Annotated in this window: 17 protein-coding genes and 1 pseudogene; 8 read left to right on the top strand and 10 right to left on the bottom strand. The window is 60.1% G+C overall.

The window, feature by feature from the left end:
- Positions 1–12: 12 nt before the first annotated feature.
- The 3 genes from JFT87_RS03730 to JFT87_RS03740 form a co-directional block, all read right to left on the bottom strand.
- The gene (locus tag JFT87_RS03730) at positions 13–2,406 is read right to left on the bottom strand and encodes a fimbria/pilus outer membrane usher protein (protein ID WP_201198911.1); all 2,394 of its coding nucleotides are present in this window, start codon (positions 2,404–2,406) and stop codon (positions 13–15) included.
- Entirely contained in the window at positions 2,403–3,119 is a 717-nt protein-coding gene (locus JFT87_RS03735; protein ID WP_201198913.1) for a fimbria/pilus chaperone family protein, read from the bottom strand. Before JFT87_RS03735 ends, JFT87_RS03730 begins: the two co-directional genes overlap by 4 nt.
- 168 nt (positions 3,120–3,287) lie before the next feature.
- Positions 3,288–3,959 carry a DUF1120 domain-containing protein gene (locus tag JFT87_RS03740; protein WP_201198915.1) on the bottom strand — a complete coding sequence of 224 codons (672 nt, stop codon included), beginning with the start codon at positions 3,957–3,959 and terminating at the stop codon, positions 3,288–3,290.
- A 382-nt stretch (positions 3,960–4,341) separates the two neighbouring features.
- Here JFT87_RS03740 and JFT87_RS03745 point away from each other — a divergent pair, with 382 nt between their 5' ends.
- Complete coding sequence (locus JFT87_RS03745; protein ID WP_201198917.1) at positions 4,342–5,877, top strand: phospholipase D family protein; 1,536 nt, start codon at positions 4,342–4,344, stop codon at positions 5,875–5,877.
- 111 nt (positions 5,878–5,988) lie between these two features.
- On the opposite strand, the gene JFT87_RS03750 is transcribed toward JFT87_RS03745, so the two are convergent.
- Positions 5,989–7,134, bottom strand: coding sequence for an MFS transporter (locus tag JFT87_RS03750; RefSeq protein ID WP_201198919.1), 1,146 nt, complete (start codon positions 7,132–7,134; stop codon positions 5,989–5,991).
- Between the two features lie 188 nt (positions 7,135–7,322).
- On the bottom strand, positions 7,323–8,816 hold the full coding sequence (locus tag JFT87_RS03755; RefSeq protein ID WP_201198921.1) for an aldehyde dehydrogenase: 1,494 nt from the start codon (positions 8,814–8,816) through the stop codon (positions 7,323–7,325).
- A 236-nt stretch (positions 8,817–9,052) separates the two neighbouring features.
- Here JFT87_RS03755 and JFT87_RS03760 point away from each other — a divergent pair, with 236 nt between their 5' ends.
- Positions 9,053–9,415: a cupin domain-containing protein gene (locus tag JFT87_RS03760; protein WP_201198923.1), complete on the top strand. Its 363-nt coding sequence runs from the start codon at positions 9,053–9,055 to the stop codon at positions 9,413–9,415.
- Between the two features lie 189 nt (positions 9,416–9,604).
- Here the strand turns inward: JFT87_RS03760 and rpmG are convergent, their stop codons facing one another.
- Together rpmG and rpmB are read right to left on the bottom strand one after the other, a co-directional pair.
- The gene (rpmG, locus tag JFT87_RS03765) at positions 9,605–9,760 is read right to left on the bottom strand and encodes a 50S ribosomal protein L33 (RefSeq protein WP_007894709.1); all 156 of its coding nucleotides are present in this window, start codon (positions 9,758–9,760) and stop codon (positions 9,605–9,607) included.
- An 11-nt stretch (positions 9,761–9,771) separates the two neighbouring features.
- On the bottom strand, positions 9,772–10,005 hold the full coding sequence (gene rpmB, locus JFT87_RS03770; protein WP_007894701.1) for a 50S ribosomal protein L28: 234 nt from the start codon (positions 10,003–10,005) through the stop codon (positions 9,772–9,774).
- A 446-nt stretch (positions 10,006–10,451) separates the two neighbouring features.
- Here rpmB and JFT87_RS03775 point away from each other — a divergent pair, with 446 nt between their 5' ends.
- On the top strand, positions 10,452–12,038 hold the full coding sequence (locus JFT87_RS03775) for an ABC transporter substrate-binding protein (protein WP_201198925.1): 1,587 nt from the start codon (positions 10,452–10,454) through the stop codon (positions 12,036–12,038).
- Between the two features lie 135 nt (positions 12,039–12,173).
- Here the strand turns inward: JFT87_RS03775 and radC are convergent, their stop codons facing one another.
- Positions 12,174–12,848 (bottom strand): RadC family protein, encoded by a 675-nt coding sequence (radC, locus tag JFT87_RS03780; RefSeq protein ID WP_201198927.1) that lies wholly within the window; start codon positions 12,846–12,848, stop codon positions 12,174–12,176.
- Between the two features lie 135 nt (positions 12,849–12,983).
- Here radC and coaBC point away from each other — a divergent pair, with 135 nt between their 5' ends.
- The 4 genes and pseudogenes from coaBC to argB all read left to right on the top strand — a co-directional run bounded on the left by coaBC (position 12,984) and on the right by argB (position 17,277).
- The gene (gene coaBC / locus JFT87_RS03785) at positions 12,984–14,192 is read left to right on the top strand and encodes a bifunctional phosphopantothenoylcysteine decarboxylase/phosphopantothenate--cysteine ligase CoaBC (RefSeq protein ID WP_201205063.1); all 1,209 of its coding nucleotides are present in this window, start codon (positions 12,984–12,986) and stop codon (positions 14,190–14,192) included.
- Positions 14,193–14,197: 5 nt separating this feature from the next.
- Positions 14,198–14,653, top strand: a complete 456-nt coding sequence (gene dut, locus JFT87_RS03790) for a dUTP diphosphatase (RefSeq protein WP_201198929.1) — start codon at positions 14,198–14,200, stop codon at positions 14,651–14,653.
- 317 nt (positions 14,654–14,970) lie between these two features.
- A pseudogene (locus tag JFT87_RS03795) lies at positions 14,971–16,347 on the top strand (phosphomannomutase/phosphoglucomutase); the annotation flags it as partial.
- A gap of 24 nt (positions 16,348–16,371) precedes the next feature.
- Positions 16,372–17,277: an acetylglutamate kinase gene (gene argB / locus JFT87_RS03800; RefSeq protein WP_123403785.1), complete on the top strand. Its 906-nt coding sequence runs from the start codon at positions 16,372–16,374 to the stop codon at positions 17,275–17,277.
- Between the two features lie 170 nt (positions 17,278–17,447).
- Here argB and pyrE read toward each other — a convergent pair whose 3' ends face one another.
- A complete protein-coding gene (gene pyrE, locus JFT87_RS03805; RefSeq protein WP_201198933.1) occupies positions 17,448–18,092 on the bottom strand; it encodes an orotate phosphoribosyltransferase in 645 nt (214 codons plus the stop codon).
- 82 nt (positions 18,093–18,174) lie between these two features.
- Between pyrE and JFT87_RS03810 the strand changes: the two genes are divergently transcribed.
- A complete protein-coding gene (locus JFT87_RS03810) occupies positions 18,175–18,954 on the top strand; it encodes an exodeoxyribonuclease III (RefSeq protein WP_003176915.1) in 780 nt (259 codons plus the stop codon).
- A 56-nt stretch (positions 18,955–19,010) separates the two neighbouring features.
- Here the strand turns inward: JFT87_RS03810 and JFT87_RS03815 are convergent, their stop codons facing one another.
- Positions 19,011–20,201: a M24 family metallopeptidase gene (locus JFT87_RS03815; protein ID WP_201198935.1), complete on the bottom strand. Its 1,191-nt coding sequence runs from the start codon at positions 20,199–20,201 to the stop codon at positions 19,011–19,013.
- Positions 20,202–20,242 lie beyond the last annotated feature (41 nt).

Genomic DNA, 20,242 nt, shown 5'->3' on the forward strand with positions numbered 1-20,242 from the left:
GGTTTGCCTCAATCATGCGTCGCTGCAACGTGCCGGCGCAGATTCATAGAGTTCATCGGGATCGGCCTCTTCAGCCAGTTCGAACCTCAGATGACAGCGCGAGCCGTCGCCCTTTTGCACGTGCAACGCGATGCCTGCCTGAATGTCGGAGAGAAAAATCCGCCCGTCATCAAGCACGCTGGTGACATACCGACCCTGCTCATCAAACACGCCGAAGCCCTTGCCGATCACCTGATCGTCAGCCGTGCGCGCATGCAGCAACACGCGGCGGGAAGTGACCATCTGAAACGCCAGGCGCTGCACCGAGCCGCGCGCCGCTTCGATCTCGCGGTAGCCGTTGAGCACATCGACATTGCGCGCCAGGCTCGTGGTGTCGATCTCCACCCGCGTTTTGCGATAGGCCGGCACACTGGCCACCACCGCGCGGCCAGCCGCGTCCGTCCATACCGGGCCGTGAGGTGTGCGCAGCTTGACCCCGGCGGCATCCCCGGCCTTGAGCAGGGCAAAGGTTTCGCGCACGGTGTATGGCGACAACGTCACGCCTTCGCTGTGCAGCGCCACGCCGCCCCTTGCCCCGAAGTCATAACCCCTCGCCCCGGAGCCGCGCTGCGAATAACCCAGATCGACCTGGGTGTAACGCGGCAGCAGGTTGAGTCGAGCACTGACATCCGCATCACCGTTTTCCGGGCGCTCGACAGTGGCGCTGTAGGCCACGGCATCGTTGAGCTGTTGATTCAGGCGCAAGCCGCTGCGGGTGCCGCTGAGGTCGTCCTTTCTGACAAAACTGCGCAGCGCACCGTTGCGCCCGATCGGCACGCTGACTGTCAGATAGGTAGCAAATCCGCGGCTGTCTCGCGCGGTGCCGCCCATGTCGCGCTCCAGACTCAGCGACACGCTGGTGCGCTGGAACATCCGCGACCACGAAGCGCTGAGGCGTGAGGTGGTGTCGTTTTCAAAATCGGTGTAGCGGGAAAAACCACCGGAGAAAGAGCCCAACGACACACTGGCGCCGCTAAGTCCTAGTGTCATCTGATTACGAATGCGCTGATCCGGTTGATCGGTGTCACGATTCCAGGTGGTATCGGACAACGTGCGAAAGCCTTGTACCTGCTGGGTGACCGACAGATTCGCCGAGACGCGCTCGGTCAGCGCCGTGCTCAGGCTGAGCTGAAACTGCGCACCCAACTGATCTTCGCGACGGGCGCGGGATACCACCTGACGCAAGCCCATCGCCGTGCGCGGCGACAACGGAATCTGTAGCGCCATGCCTGCCGATTGATAGTCGCTGCCGAGCATCGCTCCCGCCGTCAGTTGCTTGCCCGCGGCCAAACGCCAATCCTTGCTGGCGGCGACGAAATCAGGCGCGTCGCGATCATCGCGGGCATAGCGGCGAACGCGTCCGGCGCTTACTGCGAAGCCTGGCTGTCGCCCCGGTGACAAACCGCCGAGACTGTTTCCGGGAACAATGAAACTGCGCTGCTGGCCATCCTCTTCATGCACGATGACTTCCAGGTCCAGGGTCTGGCTGAGCAACGGCAAACCCACCAGCGAAAACGGCCCGGGTGGCACCAGCGTGGTGTAGATCAGCGCACCGTTCTGCCGAACTTCGACCCGCGCCGCGGAGTAGGCGATGCCTTCGACGTGAGCGCCTTGACTGTCGGCATCCAGCTCCCCCAGGGCGGCCTCCGGTTGCAGTTGCACGCCGGTAAACGCCTCGCCGGCAAACAACGGCGAGGCCATGTTGAGCTGGCCCAGTTGCACGTTGGTTTGCAGCGGCTCGAAGGTGCGCGAAGCGTAGGCGTACAGATGCTCGGTCTGACTGCTGCCCTCGAAGGCCGCATAAGACTGACGGCTGCGCAGCGCCCAGTCGTTGATGTTCAGCCCCAACTCGGTGTTGAGGCTGCGGTAGTGCGTGGTCTGGCCGACGTACTCGTTGCCCAGCACCAGCGCGTCGTAGTTCAACAGTGCAGCGCTGCCGCCGTGAGCGTAACTGCGACGGGCCGCCACCGATGATGCGACGAGCGCGGTGGGCAGCAGCAAGTCGACCTGTTCCTTGGCCGGATCGAGCCGCGCGATCACGCCGTCGAAGCTGTCGACAAAGCGCCTGCATTCCAGGCTCGGCAGCGCCTCGACACGCATGTTTGCCTGTTCGAGCAACGCCTCGGTGGTGCACAACTCGCCTTGCCTGTCGAACGTCGCCAACACCCGTCCCTTCGGCACGCCGTTAACGCTGAGCAGCACCGAATACGCGCCCTCCTGAAAGCGCGGTGCGTCCTGAAAATACTCCGCCAGTTGCAGATCCAGCCCACGGGCGCGCAGGACGTTAGGGTCGAAGGTGACCGAGTCGGCAAAGCTATTGGTCGATGCCAACAGGCTGAGCAGCGCACATCTGCGGGTGCGCTTCATTCACCGGCCACCAGCGGCGCATCGAAACTGCCGGCGGCATAACCGTACATCGTCGCCGGGTACAGACGCACTTGAGCCACCGTTACCGGCAGTGGTGAGGCGGGCGTCAGACGCAAGCGTTCGCCGGGCAGGATGTAGCTGCGACCCAGATCCACCGGGGCATCGCCAGGCAGCAGATTGACGGTATTGGCCAGCCGCACCACGTAGGGGCTGGGATTGCTGACCTGGAGTTGAGCGCCCTGCACCGACCACTTCAGCAGCGTCCATGGCTGACGTTCGATGGGCAGGTTTTTCGGGCGCAGAATCGCTGGAATGTTCTGTCTCACGGTCAGGCTGACCCGCGCGTTGCTGCCTTTTTCCAGCGGCCGAATGCCCTCGAAAATCACCCGTTTGAGGCGCTCGGTTCGCAGCGGCTCAGCGCTGCGCAGAATGAACCGCACCAGTTGCGTGCCACCGCTTTCCACCCGCGCCACCGGTGGGGTCAGCAGCAATAGCAACTCGGTGTCCTCGGGGACATTTTCAATGCTGGTGTGCAGCAGCGCCGGGTGCGATTCGGTGTTGGTGATATTGATGCTGGCTTCGCCGGCTGATTCTTCGAGGATCAGGATCGGCGTTTGCGGCACCATGCCGGCGGCGTCGGCCACGGACGTTGCACTCGATAGAAGGAGTAATGCCAACAGGCCGGTGGTTGAAAAACGTTGAATCTGAGGCATGACGATTCCCTGGCGCCTCGTCGCGGCAATGCCGACGAAAAGGCCCATCCTTGAAACACAATCGTAAAAGGCGTGCGCCCATGGCGCCGATAACGACGCACCGCAAGAACTGCGGTGCGTGTTTGCTCAGGTGTGTGAGCGCTGACAGCGCTCACACACCTGCTTGCCTCAGAGGTAGACCAGTTCGAAGGTCGCGGAACCATCGAGGGTAATGTCTGAGCCGGTCGGCAGATCCTTGGCCGGGCCAACGACTGGAACGAGTGTCATTGGAAGGGTGTGGATGCGGCCATTGCTCGGGCCTTCAGCAATGCTGCGACCCCACGAATAATGCAGATAACCACCGCTGGAAGCGTCTTTGCCCACCAGTGTCGAAGTCGGCTGATTCCAGGTCGGCCCGCCAATTCCACCACCCTGCTGAAACATCAGGGCCATGGCCGCGCTATCGACCGTAGGCGTGCCATGACGCAAGCCATACCCGCCGATCTTCACGCCACTGGCAGCGCCCATGCCGTAGATGTACATGCTCTCTGCACGGCCATCGATGGTAATACCCTGCAGCTGGGTCGCCGCCTGGTTGTCATGCACTTTCACCGCCACCGGCACCTGACCGTTACAGTTCATGCTCAGAGTGATGTTTTTCAGCTCTAGCTCGGTTTGCGTAGTGGCGTTCAGATCCGCCGCCGATACCTTGCCCAGATCGACCACGCTGCCGCCGGCAAAACTTGGCGTACACGCCGTAGGAATAATCGTGCCGCTAACCGTGAGGCTGGCACTTTCTGCGAGGGCAAAAACCGGCAACAACGAAGCCACCACTGTGGCGCTGATGAATAGCTTTTTCATGAGAAATTCTCTCTCCGTAAGAATTAAAAAACGACAGCAAGAAGCGCATTGTCTGGCGTGAAATAGCGAAACTTCCTCCCTGACAACGCCCGGCCATTATTGCGATTCGCCCCTGTTTCCGATGTAAGACGAAGTTACAAAGCAACTAGAGAAAATTCGCCTGAGGCCGTAGCTGACAGGAGTAGGAGAAATGCCCTACTTCAAAAATTCTCATTTCCTGCCCTTCGGGCATTGCCTACACAGCGCTCGAATCGGGCTGTTCACGAAGGCAGATTTTTCCTGAATCAACCGCAGCGGATGACGGTCATAACCCGTGCCATACTCCGATCCCTACTCACACGCGGAATGATCCGACTTGCGATCCAGCCCTCTCCTGCTTCTGATGCTCGTGTTGTCGCTCGCCGGCTGCGCCAGTGTCGATGTGCAACGTGAGCCCAGCCAGGCATTGCCGGCGGGCAACTCGGCCTTCGGTCGCTCAATCCAGGCCCTGGCCGCGCCCCATCAAGGGCAATCGGGCTTCCGCCTGCTTTCCAACAGCACCGAAGCCTTCATGGCTCGCGCCGAGTTGATCCGCAACGCACAGACCAGCCTCGATTTGCAGTACTACATCGTCCACGACGGCATCAGCACCCGCATGCTGGTGGAGGAATTGCTCCAGGCTGCAGATCGCGGCGTGCGGGTGCGGATCCTGCTCGATGACACCACCAGCGATGGTCTGGACCAAATCATTGCAACCCTGGCGGCACACCCGCAGATTCAGATCCGTCTGTTCAACCCGCTGCAACTGGGCCGCAGTACCGGCGTGACGCGAAACATGGGCCGGTTGTTCAACCTGTCGCTGCAACACCGGCGCATGCACAACAAGCTGTGGCTAGCGGACAACAGCGCGGCCATCGTCGGCGGACGCAATCTGGGCGATGAGTATTTCGATGCCGAGCCCAACCTGAATTTCACCGACATCGACATGCTCAGCGTCGGGCCGGTGGCTGAGCAGCTCGGCCACAGTTTCGACCAGTATTGGAACAGCGCCCTGAGCAAGCCGATCGACGAATTTCTCTCAAGTAAACCGACGGCCAAGGACCTGCAAAACACCCGTACGCGCCTGGAAGAATCCCTGGAGGAGACCCGCAAACAGAATCACGCGCTGTATCGGCAACTGATGACCTATACCAGGCATCCGCGCATGGACATCTGGCGCCAGGAGCTGATCTGGGCCTGGAACCAGGCACTGTGGGATGCACCGAGCAAGGTGCTGGCCAAGGGCGAACCCGACCCGCGGTTATTGCTGACCACGCAGTTGGCACCTGAGCTCAACGGCGTCAGCAAAGAGCTGATCATGATTTCCGCCTACTTTGTGCCTGGCCAACCGGGGCTGGTGTACCTGACCGGCCGCGCCGATGCCGGGGTCTCGGTGAGTTTGCTGACCAACTCGCTGGAAGCCACCGATGTACCGGCGGTGCACGGCGGTTATGCGCCGTATCGCAAGGCGTTGCTGGAGCACGGCGTGAAGCTGTTCGAACTGCGGCGCCAGCCCGGCGCCGGTGGTGGCAGTAGTCCGCATCTGTTCCGGCGCTCGGCCTATCAGGGCTCGGATTCGAGCCTGCACAGCAAGGCGATGATCTTCGACCAGCAAAAATCCTTCATCGGCTCATTTAACTTCGATCCGCGTTCGGTGCTCTGGAACACCGAAGTCGGCGTGCTGGTTGACAGCCCGGAGCTGGCCGCGCGCTTGCGTGAACTGGCCGTGCAAGGCATGGCGCCGCCGCTGAGTTATGAGGTAAAACTGGAAAACGGCCAGCTCGTCTGGGTCACCGAAGACAACGGCAAACTGCACACATTGACCAAGGAACCGGGGAATTGGTGGCGACGGTTCAATGCGTGGATGAGCACTACCGTGGGCCTGGAGCGGATGCTTTAACAGACAACCAAAACCCCTGTGGGAGCGAGCTTGCTCGCGATGAGGCCCTGTCAGTTAACAATGATGTTGACTGACACTCCGCCATCGCGAGCAAGCTCGCTCCCACAGGTTCTATGCAGGTTCGGCCACCGCGCCAAACGCGCCTTGGCGCATCAGCAAAATCACCAACCCCAACGCCCCGACCGCCATCAGCAACGGCAACGCATGCCCGCTGATCCACTGACTGCCGGCCCCGGCCGCCAATGGCCCGATCAGGCAGCCAATCCCCCATAGCTGCGCAATGTGGGCATTGGCCCGCACCAGCGCATCATCGCGATAGCGCTCGCCGATCAGGATCAGCGACAAGGTAAACAAACCACCGGCACTCGCACCGAACAGCACCCACAGCGGCCAGATCAACAACGTATCGATCAGCAGCGGAATCGCCAGGCTCGACAGCAGCAGGACCACGGCGCACCCGGTGAACAACGTCCGCCGGGACAGTCGATCCGCCAGCGCACCGATGGGCAGTTGCAGCAAGGCATCGCCGACCACCACGGTGCTGACCATCGCCAAGGCGATCTCTGCGGTGAAGCCCTGTCGCAGGCAATACACTGGCAACAACGTCAGGATCATCGCTTCGAACGCGGCGAACAGCGACACCGCCCAGGCAATCGCCGGCAAGCCCCGGCAGAAATTCAGCAAATCGCCGAAGGTCACGCTGCTGGCTTCGCTGCTCGGTGCACCGCTACGGCCCAGCAACAGCAACGGTGCCGTCAGCAGTAAACCGACGCCGACCCAAAAACCGTAATCCTGCTCGGTGCCCAGCGCGCCCAACAGCAACGGCCCGCCCAGTTGGCTCAACGCATAGCTGCTGCCATACAGCGCCACCAGTCGCCCGCGCCATTTCTCGACCACCAGTTGGTTGATCCAGCTTTCGCCGAGGATGAAGACGAGGGTCAGGATCACCCCGATCATCAACCGCAACACCAGCCAGATCGGATAACTCGGTAGCAGCGCCAGCAAACCGATGGACACCGCCCCGGCCCACAGGCACAGACGCATCAGGTTGGCCGTACCGAAACGCGCCGCCAGGTGGCTGGAGATCTTCGCCCCCAGCAGCACACCGATGGCTGGCATGGCCGCCATCACACCAATCGCGAACGAACCGTAGCCCCAGTTTTCCAGGCGAAACGACACCAGCGGCATGCTGACACCCAGGGCCAGCCCGACACTCAAGACAGACGCCAACACGGCGAAATAAGTCGCCCAACGCATGTTCCACACTCCTGTGGATATTATTATTCAGGCAACACAAAGCAAATGTGGGAGCGGGCTTGCTCGCGAAGAGGCCATCACATCCAACATCATCGTTGGCTGTTACGGCGCCTTCGCGAGCAAGCCCGCTCCCACAAGGGATCTGCGTCGATCAGGAGCCCGATTGACTACCGGGCTCCGTCACTGGCTTACAACTTGATCCAGGTCGCCTTCAGTTCGGTGTATTTGTCGAACGCGTGCAGCGACTTGTCGCGACCGTTGCCCGACTGCTTGAAACCACCGAACGGTGCAGTCATGTCGCCGCCGTCGTACTGGTTGACCCAAACGCTACCAGCGCGCAGTGCCTTGGCGGTCAGGTGAGCCTTGGAAATGTCTTTGGTCCACACCGCAGCGGCCAAGCCGTATGGCGTGTCGTTGGCGATCTGGATAGCTTCCTCGGCGGTGTCGAAAGCAATGACCGACAACACCGGGCCAAAGATTTCTTCCTGGGCGATTTTCATCGCGTTGCTCACGCCGTCGAAAATCGTCGGCTCAACGTAGGTGCCACCGGTTTCCTGAAGAATGCGCTTGCCGCCAGCCACCAGTTTGGCGCCGTCGGTGTGACCGGATTCAATGTAGGACAACACGGTGTTCATCTGCTGGGTGTCCACCAGAGCGCCAACGTTGGTCGCCGGGTCCAGCGGGTTGCCCGGCTTCCAGGTTTTCAACGCTGCGATCACCAGCGGCAGGAAGGTGTCCTTGATCGAACGCTCGACCAGCAGACGCGAACCGGCGGTGCAGACTTCGCCCTGGTTGAAGGCGATGGCGCCGGCAGCCGACTCAGCGGCGGCTTGCAGGTCTGGGGCATCGGCGAACACGATGTTCGGGCTCTTGCCGCCGGCTTCGAGCCAGACGCGTTTCATGTTCGATTCGCCGGAGTAGATCAGCAGTTGCTTGGCGATCTTGGTCGAACCGGTGAACACCAGGGTGTCCACGTCGTTGTGCAGGGCCAGGGCCTTGCCGACGGTGTGGCCATAACCTGGCAGGACGTTCAGCACGCCTTTCGGGATACCGGCTTCAACCGCCAGTGCGGCGATGCGGATGGCGGTCAGCGGCGATTTTTCAGACGGCTTGAGGACCACCGAGTTACCGGTGGACAGCGCCGGGCCGAGTTTCCAGCAGGCCATCATCAACGGGAAGTTCCACGGCACGATGGCTGCGACCACACCCACCGGCTCACGGGTCACCAGACCCAACTGATCGTGCGGGGTAGCGGCGACTTCGTCGTAGATCTTGTCGATGGCTTCACCGCTCCAGCTCAAGGCTTGCGCCGCGCCGGGAACGTCGATGTACAGGGAATCGCTGATCGGCTTGCCCATGTCCAGGGTTTCAAGCAGGGCCAGCTCTTCGGCGTGCTGTTTCAGCAGGCCGGCGAAACGGATCATGGTGGCTTTGCGTTTGGTCGGCGCCAGGCGCGACCACGCGCCGGAATTGAAGGTGGCGCGGGCGTTTTCCACAGCGCGCTGGGCATCGGCGGCGTCACAGCTGGCGATCTTGCCCAGCAGACGGCCATCGACCGGGCTGATGCACTCGAAGGTCTCACTGGAGACGGCATCGGTGTATTCGCCATTGATATAGGCGCGGCCTTCGATCTTCAGATCGCGAGCCCGTTGTTCCCAGTCGGCACGAGTCAGGGTGGTCATACGAGTGTCCTCCTCTTGTTGAATACGAGTGCCCCGCGTTCTTCGCGGGTGCTGTCAGGAATTCTGCCCGGCCAGCCTGCTATCGGCCCAAGGCACCTGCCACCCTAAACCAGTGGCCGGGGTTGTATCAATATATTTGACACAAGGTCGGCAAACGGCCTTGCAGTGTTCATTTTAATAAACATAGACTTTGGGTCTTTTCAGCCATCGCGCCGCAATCACGGGGAATTACAACAATGAATATCCAGGATGTCGTCGACTTCAGCCAAGCCACCACGCAGCCTGATCGCTATCGGCCAGACCCGGCAAAAGTCCTCAAGGGCGACCCAGAGCAAGCGGTGTACAACCACTACAACAGCCCGTGCGGCCAGATGAGCGCCGGCGTGTGGGAAGGCGAAATTGGCCAGTGGCTGGTGAATTACACCGAGCATGAATACTGCGAGATTGTTCAGGGCGTGTCGGTGCTGCGCGATAACGATGGCAACAGCAAAACGCTACGGGCGGGTGATCGCTTTGTCATTCCGGCGGGCTTCCGGGGTACGTGGGAAGTGCTGGAGGCGTGCCGCAAGATTTATGTGGTGTTTGAACAGAAGGCTTGAGGATTTGTGTTGCCTGGGCCGGCCTCATCGCGAGCAAGCTCGCTCCCACAGGAGATTTGCGTCGATCATAAAACCTGTGGGAGCGAGCTTGCTCGCGATGAGGGCCTGACAGGCAACGCATAACCCACAGGCAACAAAAAAGGCCCGTATCTCGCGATACGGGCCTTTTTCATAAGTCGGAAAAATCAATTACTTGATTTTGCCTTCCTTGTAGATCACGTGCTTACGAACAACCGGATCAAATTTCTTGATCTCGATTTTGTCCGGAGTAGTACGCTTGTTTTTGTCGGTAGTGTAGAAGTGACCAGTACCGGCGCTCGAAATCAAACGAATCAATTCACGCATGATTAGCTCCCTTAGATCTTGCCGGCTTTGCGGATTTCGGCCAGCACGACAGTGATGCCACGCTTGTCGATAATACGCATGCCTTTGGCAGATACGCGCAGACGCACGAAACGTTTCTCTTCTTCAACCCAGAAGCGGTGATGCTGCAGGTTCGGCAGGAAACGACGACGGGTTTTGTTGTTTGCGTGGGAAATGTTATTCCCAGTCACCGGACCCTTACCGGTAACTTGACATACTCTCGACATGCCTCAGCCCTCTAAAACCACATGCCCAACCCGGCATGGGTTGGCCGCTTAATCTCTCAGTCATTTGGCGCCAGGCGCCGCGTTTCTTTAGAGGTCTTACCGGCTACACCTACAGTGAAGGAACCGGGCCCCTAGAAAAGAGCGCTGCTTTATACCAGAAAGACCTCAGAGCAACAACATTCAGTGTGCGATGAATTCACAAAAAGCCCATTTTCCTGGCCACGAGCGCCTTGGACAAAGGCTATCGTCGATGGTGACCGCTCGTCGCAGAGCATCGGCCAACACGCCAATTCGAAGGTTTCCTCATCCACCGCACAACCAAAACTGGCGCCTATAGTCCCCCCAAAATGAAAAAGGGGATAGTCATTTGCAAAAGAGCCCACTAGGGTAGGCCTTTTCCAGACTGCACTTGCAGATGGGCCTTCGATCTGTAAAGGAATCCGACCATGCGCCTCGCTGCACTCCCCCTCTTGCTTGCCCCCCTGCTGCTGAGCCCGCTGGCCCACGCCGCCGCCCTCACCGTCTGCACCGAGGCCAGCCCCGAAGGGTTCGACGTGGTGCAATACAACTCGCTGACTACCACCAATGCCTCGGCCGATGTGCTGATGAACACTTTGGTGAACTTCGATACAGCCAGCGGCAAAGTGGTCGCCAGCCTAGCGGATAGCTGGGAAGTCACGCCCGACGGCCTGAGCTACGTCTTCAAATTGCATCCGCAGGTAAAATTCCACAAAACCGAGTACTTCAGCCCGACTCGCGACTTGAGCGCCGAAGACGTGAAGTTCAGCTTCGACCGCATGCTCGACCCGGCCAACCCGTGGCACAAAGTCGCCCAAAGCGGCTTCCCACACGCCCAGTCGATGCAATTGCCGGCGCTGATCAAAAAGATCGACGCCCTCGACCCGCTGACCGTGCGCTTCACCCTCGATCACCCGGACTCGACCTTCCTTGCGACCCTGAGCATGGGCTTCGCGTCGATCTATTCGGCCGAATACGCCGACCAGTTGATGAAGGCCGGCACCCCGGAGCAGCTCAACAGCCAGCCGATCGGCAGTGGCCCGTTCATCTTTACGCGCTTCCAGAAAGACGTGGCGATTCGCTACAAGGCCAACCGCGACTACTTCGGCGGCAAGCCGTCGGTGGACCCGTTGATCTTCGCGATTACCCCGGACGCCAACGTGCGCTTGCAGAAATTGCGCCGCAACGAGTGCCAGATCGCCCTGTCGCCCAAGCCTCTGGACGTACAGGCTGCGCAGAAAGAGCCGACATTAAAAGTCGAAAAGACTGACGCATTCATGACCGCTTTCGTCGGCATCAACAGCCAGCATCCACCGTTGGACAAGCCCGAAGTCCGCCAAGCGATCAACCTCGCCTTCGACAAGGCCAACTACATCAAGGCCGTGTTCGAAGACACAGCTGAAGCGGCGAACGGCCCTTACCCGCCGAACACCTGGAGCTACGCCAAAGGCTTGCCGGGTTATCCGCACGACGTGGCAAAGGCCAAGGCATTGATGGCCAAGGCCGGGCTCAAGGACGGTTTCCAGACCACCATCTGGACTCGCCCTTCCGGCAGTTTGCTGAACCCCAACCCGAGCCTCGGCGCGCAACTGCTGCAATCCGACTTGGCGGAAATCGGCATTCAAGCTGAAATCCGGGTGATCGAATGGGGCGAACTGATCCGTCGCGCCAAGGCCGGCGAGCATGACCTGCTGTTCATGGGCTGGGCCGGCGACAACGGCGACCCGGACAACTTCCTCACGCCGCAGTTTTCCTGCGCCGCGGTCAAATCCGGGACTAACTTCGCCCGTTACTGCAACCAGGACCTGGACAAGCTGATCAGCGCTGGCAAGACCACCAGCGAGCAAGGCGTGCGCACCAAGCTCTACGAACAGGCCCAGGCGCAGATTCAGCAGCAGGCGCTGTGGCTGCCTTTGGCGCACCCGACTGCTTTCGCGTTGACGCGCAAAGATGTGCAGGGTTACTCGGTAAGCCCGTTTGGTCGGCAGGACTATTCGAAGGTCAGCATCAAATAACCTGTCCAGCACATTGCCCAATGTGGGAGCGAGCCTGCTCGCGAAAGCGGTCTGTCAGTAAAAACCATGCTGGCTGACATAACGCCTTCGCGAGCAGGCTCGCTCCCACAAGGGTTTAGTGTTTGTCTTTGAGAGTTACATCCACCCATACTCAGCCATGGACAGCGGATCACCGTCGCCGATGATGAAATGGTCGAGTACCCGCACATCGACCAGCTCCAATGCCTCTTGCAGGCGCTTGGTCAGCATTCGGTCGGCCTGACTGGGGTCGGTGTTGCCCGATGGGTGGTTGTGGCACAGGATCAGCGCCGCGGCGTTGTGAGCCAGGGCGCGCTTGACCACCTGCCGCGGATAAACACTGGTGCTGTCGATGGAGCCACGAAACAGCGCTTCAAACGCCAGTACCCGGTGCTTGGAATCCAGAAACAGACAACCGAACACCTCGTGGGGCTCATGGCGCAGCATGGCCTTGAGGTAGTCGCGTACCGCCAAAGGACTCTCCAGCACCGAATCCCGGCGTAATCGCTCGGCCAGATGCCGCCGGGCCATCTCCAGCACCGCCTGCAACTGGGCGAACTTTGCCGGACCCAAGCCCAATTGGCTGCTGAAGGCCCGTAGATCGGCCTCCAGTAAAGTGCGCAGACTGCCGAATTGACTCAACAGGTGTCGCGCCAGGTCTACCGCGCTTTTGCCGGACACGCCGGTCCGTAGAAAGATTGCCAGCAGCTCAGCATCAGAAAGACTCGCCGAACCTTGTTCAAGAAGCTTCTCTCGCGGCCGCTCTGCTGCCGGCCAATCGCGAATGCTCATAGCACCTCCATGTCTGTGGGCGCCGCTGTTCCGTAGCGGTCGCTGTGATATCGTAGCCCATCTTTTTTGCGGGCGAATTCATCCCTGGGGAGGGGGTTTCGCCATGCAGTCATCAACGAAATGAAAGGCAGACCTATGCAGCGGCTGTATCGGAAACGCATCGTTCTGGGCGTCGGTGGCGGTATTGCTGCCTACAAGAGCGCCGACCTGGTTCGCCGCCTGATCGATCAGGGCGCCGAAGTGCGCGTGGTCATGACCCGTGGCGGCAGCGAGTTCATTACCCCGCTGACCATGCAGGCCTTGTCCGGGCACCCGGTCCACCTCGATCTGCTGGACCCGGCGGCCGAAGCCGCCATGGGCCACATCGAGCTGGCCAAATGGGCCGACCTGGTGCTGATCGCCCCTGCCACCGCAGACTTGATCGCCCGCTTGGCCCAAGGCATTGCCAATGACCTGCTGACCACCTTGGTGCTGGCCACCGACGCAGTGGTCGCCGTTGCACCGGCGATGAACCAGGCCATGTGGCGCGACCCGGCGACCCAAGCCAACCTGCAATTGCTCGAAAGCCGTGGCTTCAAGTCCTTTGGTCCAGCCTCCGGCAGCCAGGCCTGCGGCGACGTCGGCATGGGCCGCATGCTCGAAGCCACCGACCTCGCCCAGTGCGCGGCAGACTGCTTCCAGCGTCAGGCACTGACCGGCAAACACGTACTGATTACCGCCGGCCCGACCCAGGAAAACATCGACCCGGTGCGCTACATCACCAACCACAGCTCCGGCAAAATGGGCTTTGCCCTGGCCGAAGCCGCAGTGGAAGCCGGCGCCCGCGTAACGCTGATCACCGGCCCGGTGCACCTGCCGACCCCGGATCGCGTCACCCGCATCGATGTGGTCAGCGCCCGCGACATGCTCGCCGCCTGTGAAGCCGCGATCCCTTGCGACCTGTTCATTGCTTCGGCAGCGGTCGCGGACTACCGCCCGGAAGTCGTCGCCCCACAGAAACTCAAGAAAGACCCTACGAACGGCGACGGCTTGTTGCTACAGATGGTGCGTAACCCAGACATCCTGGCCACCATCGCCACGCGCCCCGACCGTCCGTTCAGTGTCGGTTTCGCCGCCGAAACCGAACACCTGCTCGATTACGCTGCGCGCAAGTTGAAAGACAAGAACCTCGATTTGATCGTCGCCAATGACGTCGCCAACCCGAGTATTGGCTTCAACAGCGAAGAAAACGCCTGCAGCGTGATCGATCGTGAATTGCACGCCACACTTTTCGCCCAGACCAGCAAGAGCAAGATTGCTCGCCAGCTGATCACTTTTATCGCCGACCGTCTGAACCAGGTTTAATTTACATGCACGCTTTGCAAGCCAAGATCCTCGACCCCCGCATCGGCACCGACTTCCCGCTGCCGCAGTACGCCACCCCAGGCTCCGCCGGCCTCGACCTGCGCGCCATGCTGGAAAAAGACACCGTGATCAAGCCGGGCGAAACCCTGCTGATCCCGACCGGCCTGTCCGTCTACATCGGCGATCCAGGCCTGGCGGCGCTGATTCTGCCGCGCTCCGGCCTGGGCCATAAGCACGGCATCGTGCTAGGCAACCTGGTCGGCCTGATCGACTCCGATTACCAGGGTCCGCTGATGGTTTCGTGCTGGAACCGTGGCCAGTCCGATTTCACCATGACCGTCGGCGAACGTCTGGCGCAACTGGTGCTGGTACCGGTGGTGCAGGCACACTTCGAAATGGTTGAAGAGTTCGTCGAAACCGAACGCGGCACCGGCGGGTTTGGCCATACCGGCACCAAATAACCCATGTAGGAGCTGCCGCAGGCTGCGATCTTTTGATCTTGATTCTCTTAAACCAAAATCAAAAGATCGCAGCCTGCGGCAGCTCCTACAGGAGAGAAATTTGTGCAATTTGTGCGGCAGGTTTTAACACCGTAAATCAAGGTTTTGCCGGCCGAAAGCCACGCCAGCCGAGGCGTCATGGCCTTTACACACCACGAACTCTCTGTGGAAAACGCCGTCATACCCTTCAGTTTGAGCCTGTCGACCCGTAGTTCACAGGCAGGTCCAGCCACTTTCGAAATGGAGCATTCCCACAGATGAGCAGCCCAGCCCAAGTCGCACCGAAGTTCCCCGACAGCATCTTCCGCGCCTACGACATTCGCGGCACCGTCCCGGAATTCTTGAACGCTGAAACCGCTTACTGGCTCGGCCGCGCTATCGGCGCCCAGAGCCTGGCCCAGGACGAACCAAACGTTTCCGTAGGCCGTGACGGCCGTCTCTCCGGCCCCGAGCTGGTCGAACGCCTGATTCAAGGCCTGGCCGACAGCGGTTGCCACGTCAGCGACGTCGGCCTGGTGCCAACGCCAGCCCTGTATTACGCCGCCAACGTACTGGCCGGCAAATCCGGCGTCATGCTCACCGGCAGCCACAACCCGTCGAACTACAACGGTTTCAAGATCGTTATCGCTGGCGATACTTTGGCCAACGAACAAATCCAGGCCCTGCACGAACGCCTCAAGACCAACAACCTGAGCAGCGGCAAGGGCAGCATCACCAAGGTCGAGATCCTCGATCGCTACAACACTGAGATCGTCCAGGACATCAAACTCGCCCGCCGCCTCAAAGTGGTGGTCGATTGCGGTAACGGCGCGGCCGGCGTGATCGCCCCGCAGCTGATCGAAGCGCTGAATTGCGAAGTGATCCCGCTGTTCTGCGAGGTCGACGGCAACTTCCCGAACCACCACCCGGATCCGGGCAAGCCTGAAAACCTGGTCGACCTGATCGCCAAGGTCAAGGAAACCAACGCAGACATCGGCCTGGCCTTCGATGGCGACGGCGACCGCGTCGGCGTGGTGACCAACACTGGCAGCATCGTCTTCCCCGACCGCCTGTTGATGTTGTTCGCCCGCGACGTACTGGCACGCAACCCGGATGCGGAGATCATCTTCGACGTCAAATGCACCCGCCGCCTGACCCCGCTGATCAAGGAATACGGCGGTCGTCCGCTAATGTGGAAGACCGGTCACTCGTTGATCAAAAAGAAAATGAAACAAACCGGCGCCCTGTTGGCCGGCGAAATGAGCGGGCATATCTTCTTCAAGGAGCGCTGGTTCGGTTTCGACGATGGTATTTACAGCGCCGCGCGGCTGCTGGAGATCCTCAGCAAGGAAAAATCCACCGCGGAGGAGCTGTTTGCGACCTTCCCGAACGATATTTCTACGCCTGAAATCAATATCCATGTGACCGAAGAGAGCAAATTCAGCATCATTGATGCATTGCACGACGCGAAGTGGGGCGAAGGCGCCAACCTGACCACCATTGACGGCGTGCGAGTCGACTACGCCAAAGGCTGGGGCCTGGTGCGCGCATCCAACACCACACCGGTGCTGGTGCTGCGCTTCGAGGCCGATGACGAGGCTGAATTGCAGCGCATCAAGGACGTGTTCCACGCCCAACTGAAACGTGTTGCCCCTGATCTCCAACTACCGTTCTGATTTTTTGATGCACCGGAGCCCTGAATGACCCTCGAACGCGAAGCCGCCGCCAACACCGCCAAGGTCCTGTCCGAAGCGCTGCCTTACATTCGCCGCTATGTCGGCAAGACGCTGGTGATCAAATACGGCGGCAACGCGATGGAAAGCGAGGAGCTGAAAACCGGCTTCGCCCGCGACATCGTGCTGATGAAAGCCGTGGGCATCAACCCGGTAGTGGTTCACGGCGGCGGCCCGCAAATCGGCGATTTGCTCAAGCGTCTGTCGATCGAGAGCCACTTCATCGATGGCATGCGCGTGACTGACGCGCAGACCATGGACGTGGTGGAAATGGTCCTCGGCGGCCAGGTGAACAAGGACATCGTCAACCTGATCAACCGTCATGGCGGCAGCGCCATCGGCCTGACCGGTAAAGACGCCGAGCTGATTCGTGCGAAAAAGCTCACCGTGACCCGTCAGACGCCGGAGATGACCCAGCCGGAAATCATCGATATCGGCCAGGTGGGCGAAGTGGTCGGGATCAACACCGACCTGCTGAACCTGCTGGTCAAAGGCGATTTCATCCCGGTGATCGCGCCAATCGGCGTCGGCGCCAACGGCGAGTCGTACAACATCAACGCTGATCTGGTGGCCGGTAAAGTGGCCGAAGCGCTGAAAGCTGAAAAGCTGATGCTGCTGACCAACATCGCGGGCCTGATGGACAAGCAAGGCACGGTCCTGACCGGCCTGACCACCCAGCAAGTCGATGACTTGATCGCCGACGGCACGATCTACGGCGGCATGCTGCCGAAGATTCGTTGCGCGCTGGAAGCAGTACAGGGCGGCGTGGGCAGCTCGCTGATCATTGACGGCCGGGTGCCGAATGCGATTCTGCTGGAGATCTTCACCGATACGGGTGTGGGTACTTTGATCAGCAATCGCAAGCGTCCGTAAGCGATAGCGCATACAAAAAGACCCCGCTCAGCCTGGCTGAGCGGGGTCTTTTTTTGCCTGCGATCCCTTGTGGGAGCGAGGCTTGCCCGCGAAAGCGGTGTATCAGTCAACGAAGATGTCGAATGTGACGGCCTCTTCGCGGGCAAGCCTCGCTCCTACACAGGTCGGTGTTACACGCCAAACTGGGCTCGGTAGGCTTCAACCGCCGGCAAATGCTGCTTGAGCTGCGGATCATCCGCCAGGAACTGCAGGACCTGGTTCAGCGAAACAATGCTGATCACCGGAATGCCGAAGTCACGCTCCACTTCCTGGATAGCCGACAACTCGCCGTTGCCTCGCTCCTGACGGTTCAGCGCGATCAGCACGCCGGCGGCCTTGGCACCGTCCTGGGAAGCGATGATCTGCATCACTTCGCGGATCGCGGTGCCAGCGGTGATCACGTCGTCGATGATCAGCACGTCGCCGGCCAATGGGGCGCCGACCAGGCTGCCGCCTTCGCCGTGGGCCTTGGCTTCCTTGCGGTTGAAGCACCATGGCAGGTCACGGCCGTGATGTTCGGCCAATGCCACCGCGGTAGTCGCCGCCAACGGGATGCCTTTGTACGCCGGGCCAAACAGAACGTCGAAGGGAATGCCGCTCTCGACAATGGCTGCCGCGTAGAAACGACCCAGCTGCGCCAAGGCCGAACCGGTGTTGAACAGGCCGGCATTGAAGAAGTAAGGACTGGTACGTCCGGACTTCAGGGTGAACTCACCGAAGCGCAAAACGCCGCGATCGATGGCAAAACGAATGAAATCGCGCTGATACGCTTGCATGAAAAAAACCCCAAATACCACGGATTTAGCTAATTAGGTTGACGCCGTGTATCATACACGCACGCGATTTTTGGGGCCATTTATGCGGATCATCAGTGTGAACGTCAATGGTATTCAGGCTGCAGTGGAGCGAGGTTTGCTCAGTTGGCTGCAAGCACAGAATGCCGACGTCATCTGCCTGCAGGACACCCGCGCCTCCGCCTTTGAACTGGACGATCCAGCTTTCCAACTGGATGGCTACTTCCTTTATGCCTGCGATGCCGAAGTACCCGCCCAAGGTGGCGTGGCTTTGTATTCGCGGTTGCAACCGAAGGCTGTCATCAGCGGTCTCGGCTTCGAGACGGCCGACCGCTACGGGCGCTACCTGCAAGCCGATTTCGATAAGGTCAGCATCGCGACCTTGCTGCTCCCTTCGGGGCAGAATGGCGATGAAGACTTGAACCAGAAGTTCAAGCTAATGGACGATTTCGCCCGTTATCTGGATAAACAGCGACGCAAACGTCGCGAGTACATTTATTGTGGCTCGCTGTACGTGGCGCAACAGAAGCTGGATATCAAGAACTGGCGCGACAGCCAGCAATCTCCGGGCTTCCTGGCACCTGAACGTGCCTGGATGGACGAGATTGTCGGCAACATGGGTTATGTCGATGCCCTGCGCGAAGTCAGCCGTGAAGGCGACCAGTACAGCTGGTGGCCGGACAACGAACAGGCTGAGATGCTCAACCTGGGCTGGCGTTTCGACTACCAGTTGCTGACCCCGGGCCTGCGCCGCTTTGTACGCAGCGCACGCCTGCCACGTCAGCCACGGTTCTCGCAGCACGCACCGCTGATCGTGGATTACGACTGGACGCTGACCATCTAAGCGTCGTTTCGCAGCTAAAAAAATGCCCGTATCGCAAGATACGGGCATTTTTTCGGTCAAAGGATTGTCTGGCTGGCAATGTCTCTTGGGGCGCGGGTCAGGATGTCTGGCTTTTCACCGATCACCACCGTGTCATCAATGCGGAATCCCCCGAGCCCCCACTGAAAAATCCCCGGCTCAGCCGAATACACTTCACCACTCATCAGCGCACGCGTGTTGAACGCCATGTCGTGGGGAAACTCATGGCCGATCAGGCCAAGACCATGCCCTGTGCGATGAATGATCAGATCGGCAACCCCGTGCTGCTCGAAAACCCCTTGGGCCGCTGCGTCGATAGCGCATACCGGATTGCCGGTTACCGCCGCTTCGCACGCGGCTTCATTGGCCTCCCGTGCTGCTTCGTACAGTTGGGCCTGTCGAGGCGAAGGCTTGCCACAAAACCACGTCCGTTCGTTCTCGATGATCAAGCCGTTGATACGCGGGATGATGATATTGACCAAGCCATGGCCCTTTTCAATCCGCGCACCGCATTGCCGGCCATCACCGTGGGGCGCGCAACTCGGCGGGCCGGACAGGGTGAAAAACTCGATGCATTGCACATCCTCACCGGGGAAACGATTGGCCGCCTCTTCGACAAACAGCGCCGCCATGCTCATGTCCAGCTCCTGAACCAGGCGTCCGGGGCGGATATTTTCCCGGTAGCGATCCTGCAACCAATCGGTCAGCGCGCAGGCTTCGCGCATCAGTTGGATCTCCTCCGCATGCTTGACCAGTCGCAACGCGCGGCACGCTTCAGTGGCACTTTCCAGCACCAGTGACGGCAGCAGAGTGCCGGCGCGGGCCAGCGGTGCCGTGATCGCATCAACACCAATGCGCGAGCGATGCAGGCCAGCATCCTGCAAAGACTGCGCGACCCACTCACTCCACTGAGTGACCAAGGGCAGACGATTTTGCACCCGCGGATGCTCGGCGTAAAAACGCGCATCCTCGACCCATAGGTTCCCGGCTTCCCTGGTGAATCGCCAATGATGGGTCGAGAGTTCATGGACGATCACGAACGGCGCGCCGTTTCTCGGTACGACGCACAGAATCGGTCGCTCCCACGTCTCGACATCGTTATTGAAGTTGGTCGCAAACTGGAAAAAATCGCCCTGGGTAAAGACCAGCGCATCAAAACCTTCGCGATCCATCAGCGCGTACATGAGTTGCAGGCGATAGTCGCGCACAGCGTGTCCGAGGTGTGCCATTGGCTGGCTCCGTGTCGTTGAAGTGCGGACAGTGTTCAACG

It is taken from the genome of Pseudomonas sp. TH15 (assembly GCF_016651105.1).
In the GTDB taxonomy this organism is placed as follows: domain Bacteria; phylum Pseudomonadota; class Gammaproteobacteria; order Pseudomonadales; family Pseudomonadaceae; genus Aquipseudomonas.

Excerpts from the sequence above, each read along its gene's own strand:
- JFT87_RS03730 (WP_201198911.1), bottom strand. The coding sequence starts at position 2,406 with ATGAAGCGCACCCGCAGATGTGCGCTGCTCAGCCTGTTGGCATCGACC.
- JFT87_RS03735 (WP_201198913.1), bottom strand. The coding sequence starts at position 3,119 with ATGCCTCAGATTCAACGTTTTTCAACCACCGGCCTGTTGGCATTACTC.
- JFT87_RS03740 (WP_201198915.1), bottom strand. The coding sequence starts at position 3,959 with ATGAAAAAGCTATTCATCAGCGCCACAGTGGTGGCTTCGTTGTTGCCG.
- JFT87_RS03745 (WP_201198917.1), top strand. The coding sequence starts at position 4,342 with ATGCTCGTGTTGTCGCTCGCCGGCTGCGCCAGTGTCGATGTGCAACGT.
- JFT87_RS03750 (WP_201198919.1), bottom strand. The coding sequence starts at position 7,134 with ATGCGTTGGGCGACTTATTTCGCCGTGTTGGCGTCTGTCTTGAGTGTC.
- JFT87_RS03755 (WP_201198921.1), bottom strand. The coding sequence starts at position 8,816 with ATGACCACCCTGACTCGTGCCGACTGGGAACAACGGGCTCGCGATCTG.
- JFT87_RS03760 (WP_201198923.1), top strand. The coding sequence starts at position 9,053 with ATGAATATCCAGGATGTCGTCGACTTCAGCCAAGCCACCACGCAGCCT.
- rpmG (WP_007894709.1), bottom strand. The coding sequence starts at position 9,760 with ATGCGTGAATTGATTCGTTTGATTTCGAGCGCCGGTACTGGTCACTTC.
- rpmB (WP_007894701.1), bottom strand. The coding sequence starts at position 10,005 with ATGTCGAGAGTATGTCAAGTTACCGGTAAGGGTCCGGTGACTGGGAAT.
- JFT87_RS03775 (WP_201198925.1), top strand. The coding sequence starts at position 10,452 with ATGCGCCTCGCTGCACTCCCCCTCTTGCTTGCCCCCCTGCTGCTGAGC.
- radC (WP_201198927.1), bottom strand. The coding sequence starts at position 12,848 with ATGAGCATTCGCGATTGGCCGGCAGCAGAGCGGCCGCGAGAGAAGCTT.
- coaBC (WP_201205063.1), top strand. The coding sequence starts at position 12,984 with ATGCAGCGGCTGTATCGGAAACGCATCGTTCTGGGCGTCGGTGGCGGT.
- dut (WP_201198929.1), top strand. The coding sequence starts at position 14,198 with ATGCACGCTTTGCAAGCCAAGATCCTCGACCCCCGCATCGGCACCGAC.
- argB (WP_123403785.1), top strand. The coding sequence starts at position 16,372 with ATGACCCTCGAACGCGAAGCCGCCGCCAACACCGCCAAGGTCCTGTCC.
- pyrE (WP_201198933.1), bottom strand. The coding sequence starts at position 18,092 with ATGCAAGCGTATCAGCGCGATTTCATTCGTTTTGCCATCGATCGCGGC.
- JFT87_RS03810 (WP_003176915.1), top strand. The coding sequence starts at position 18,175 with ATGCGGATCATCAGTGTGAACGTCAATGGTATTCAGGCTGCAGTGGAG.
- JFT87_RS03815 (WP_201198935.1), bottom strand. The coding sequence starts at position 20,201 with ATGGCACACCTCGGACACGCTGTGCGCGACTATCGCCTGCAACTCATG.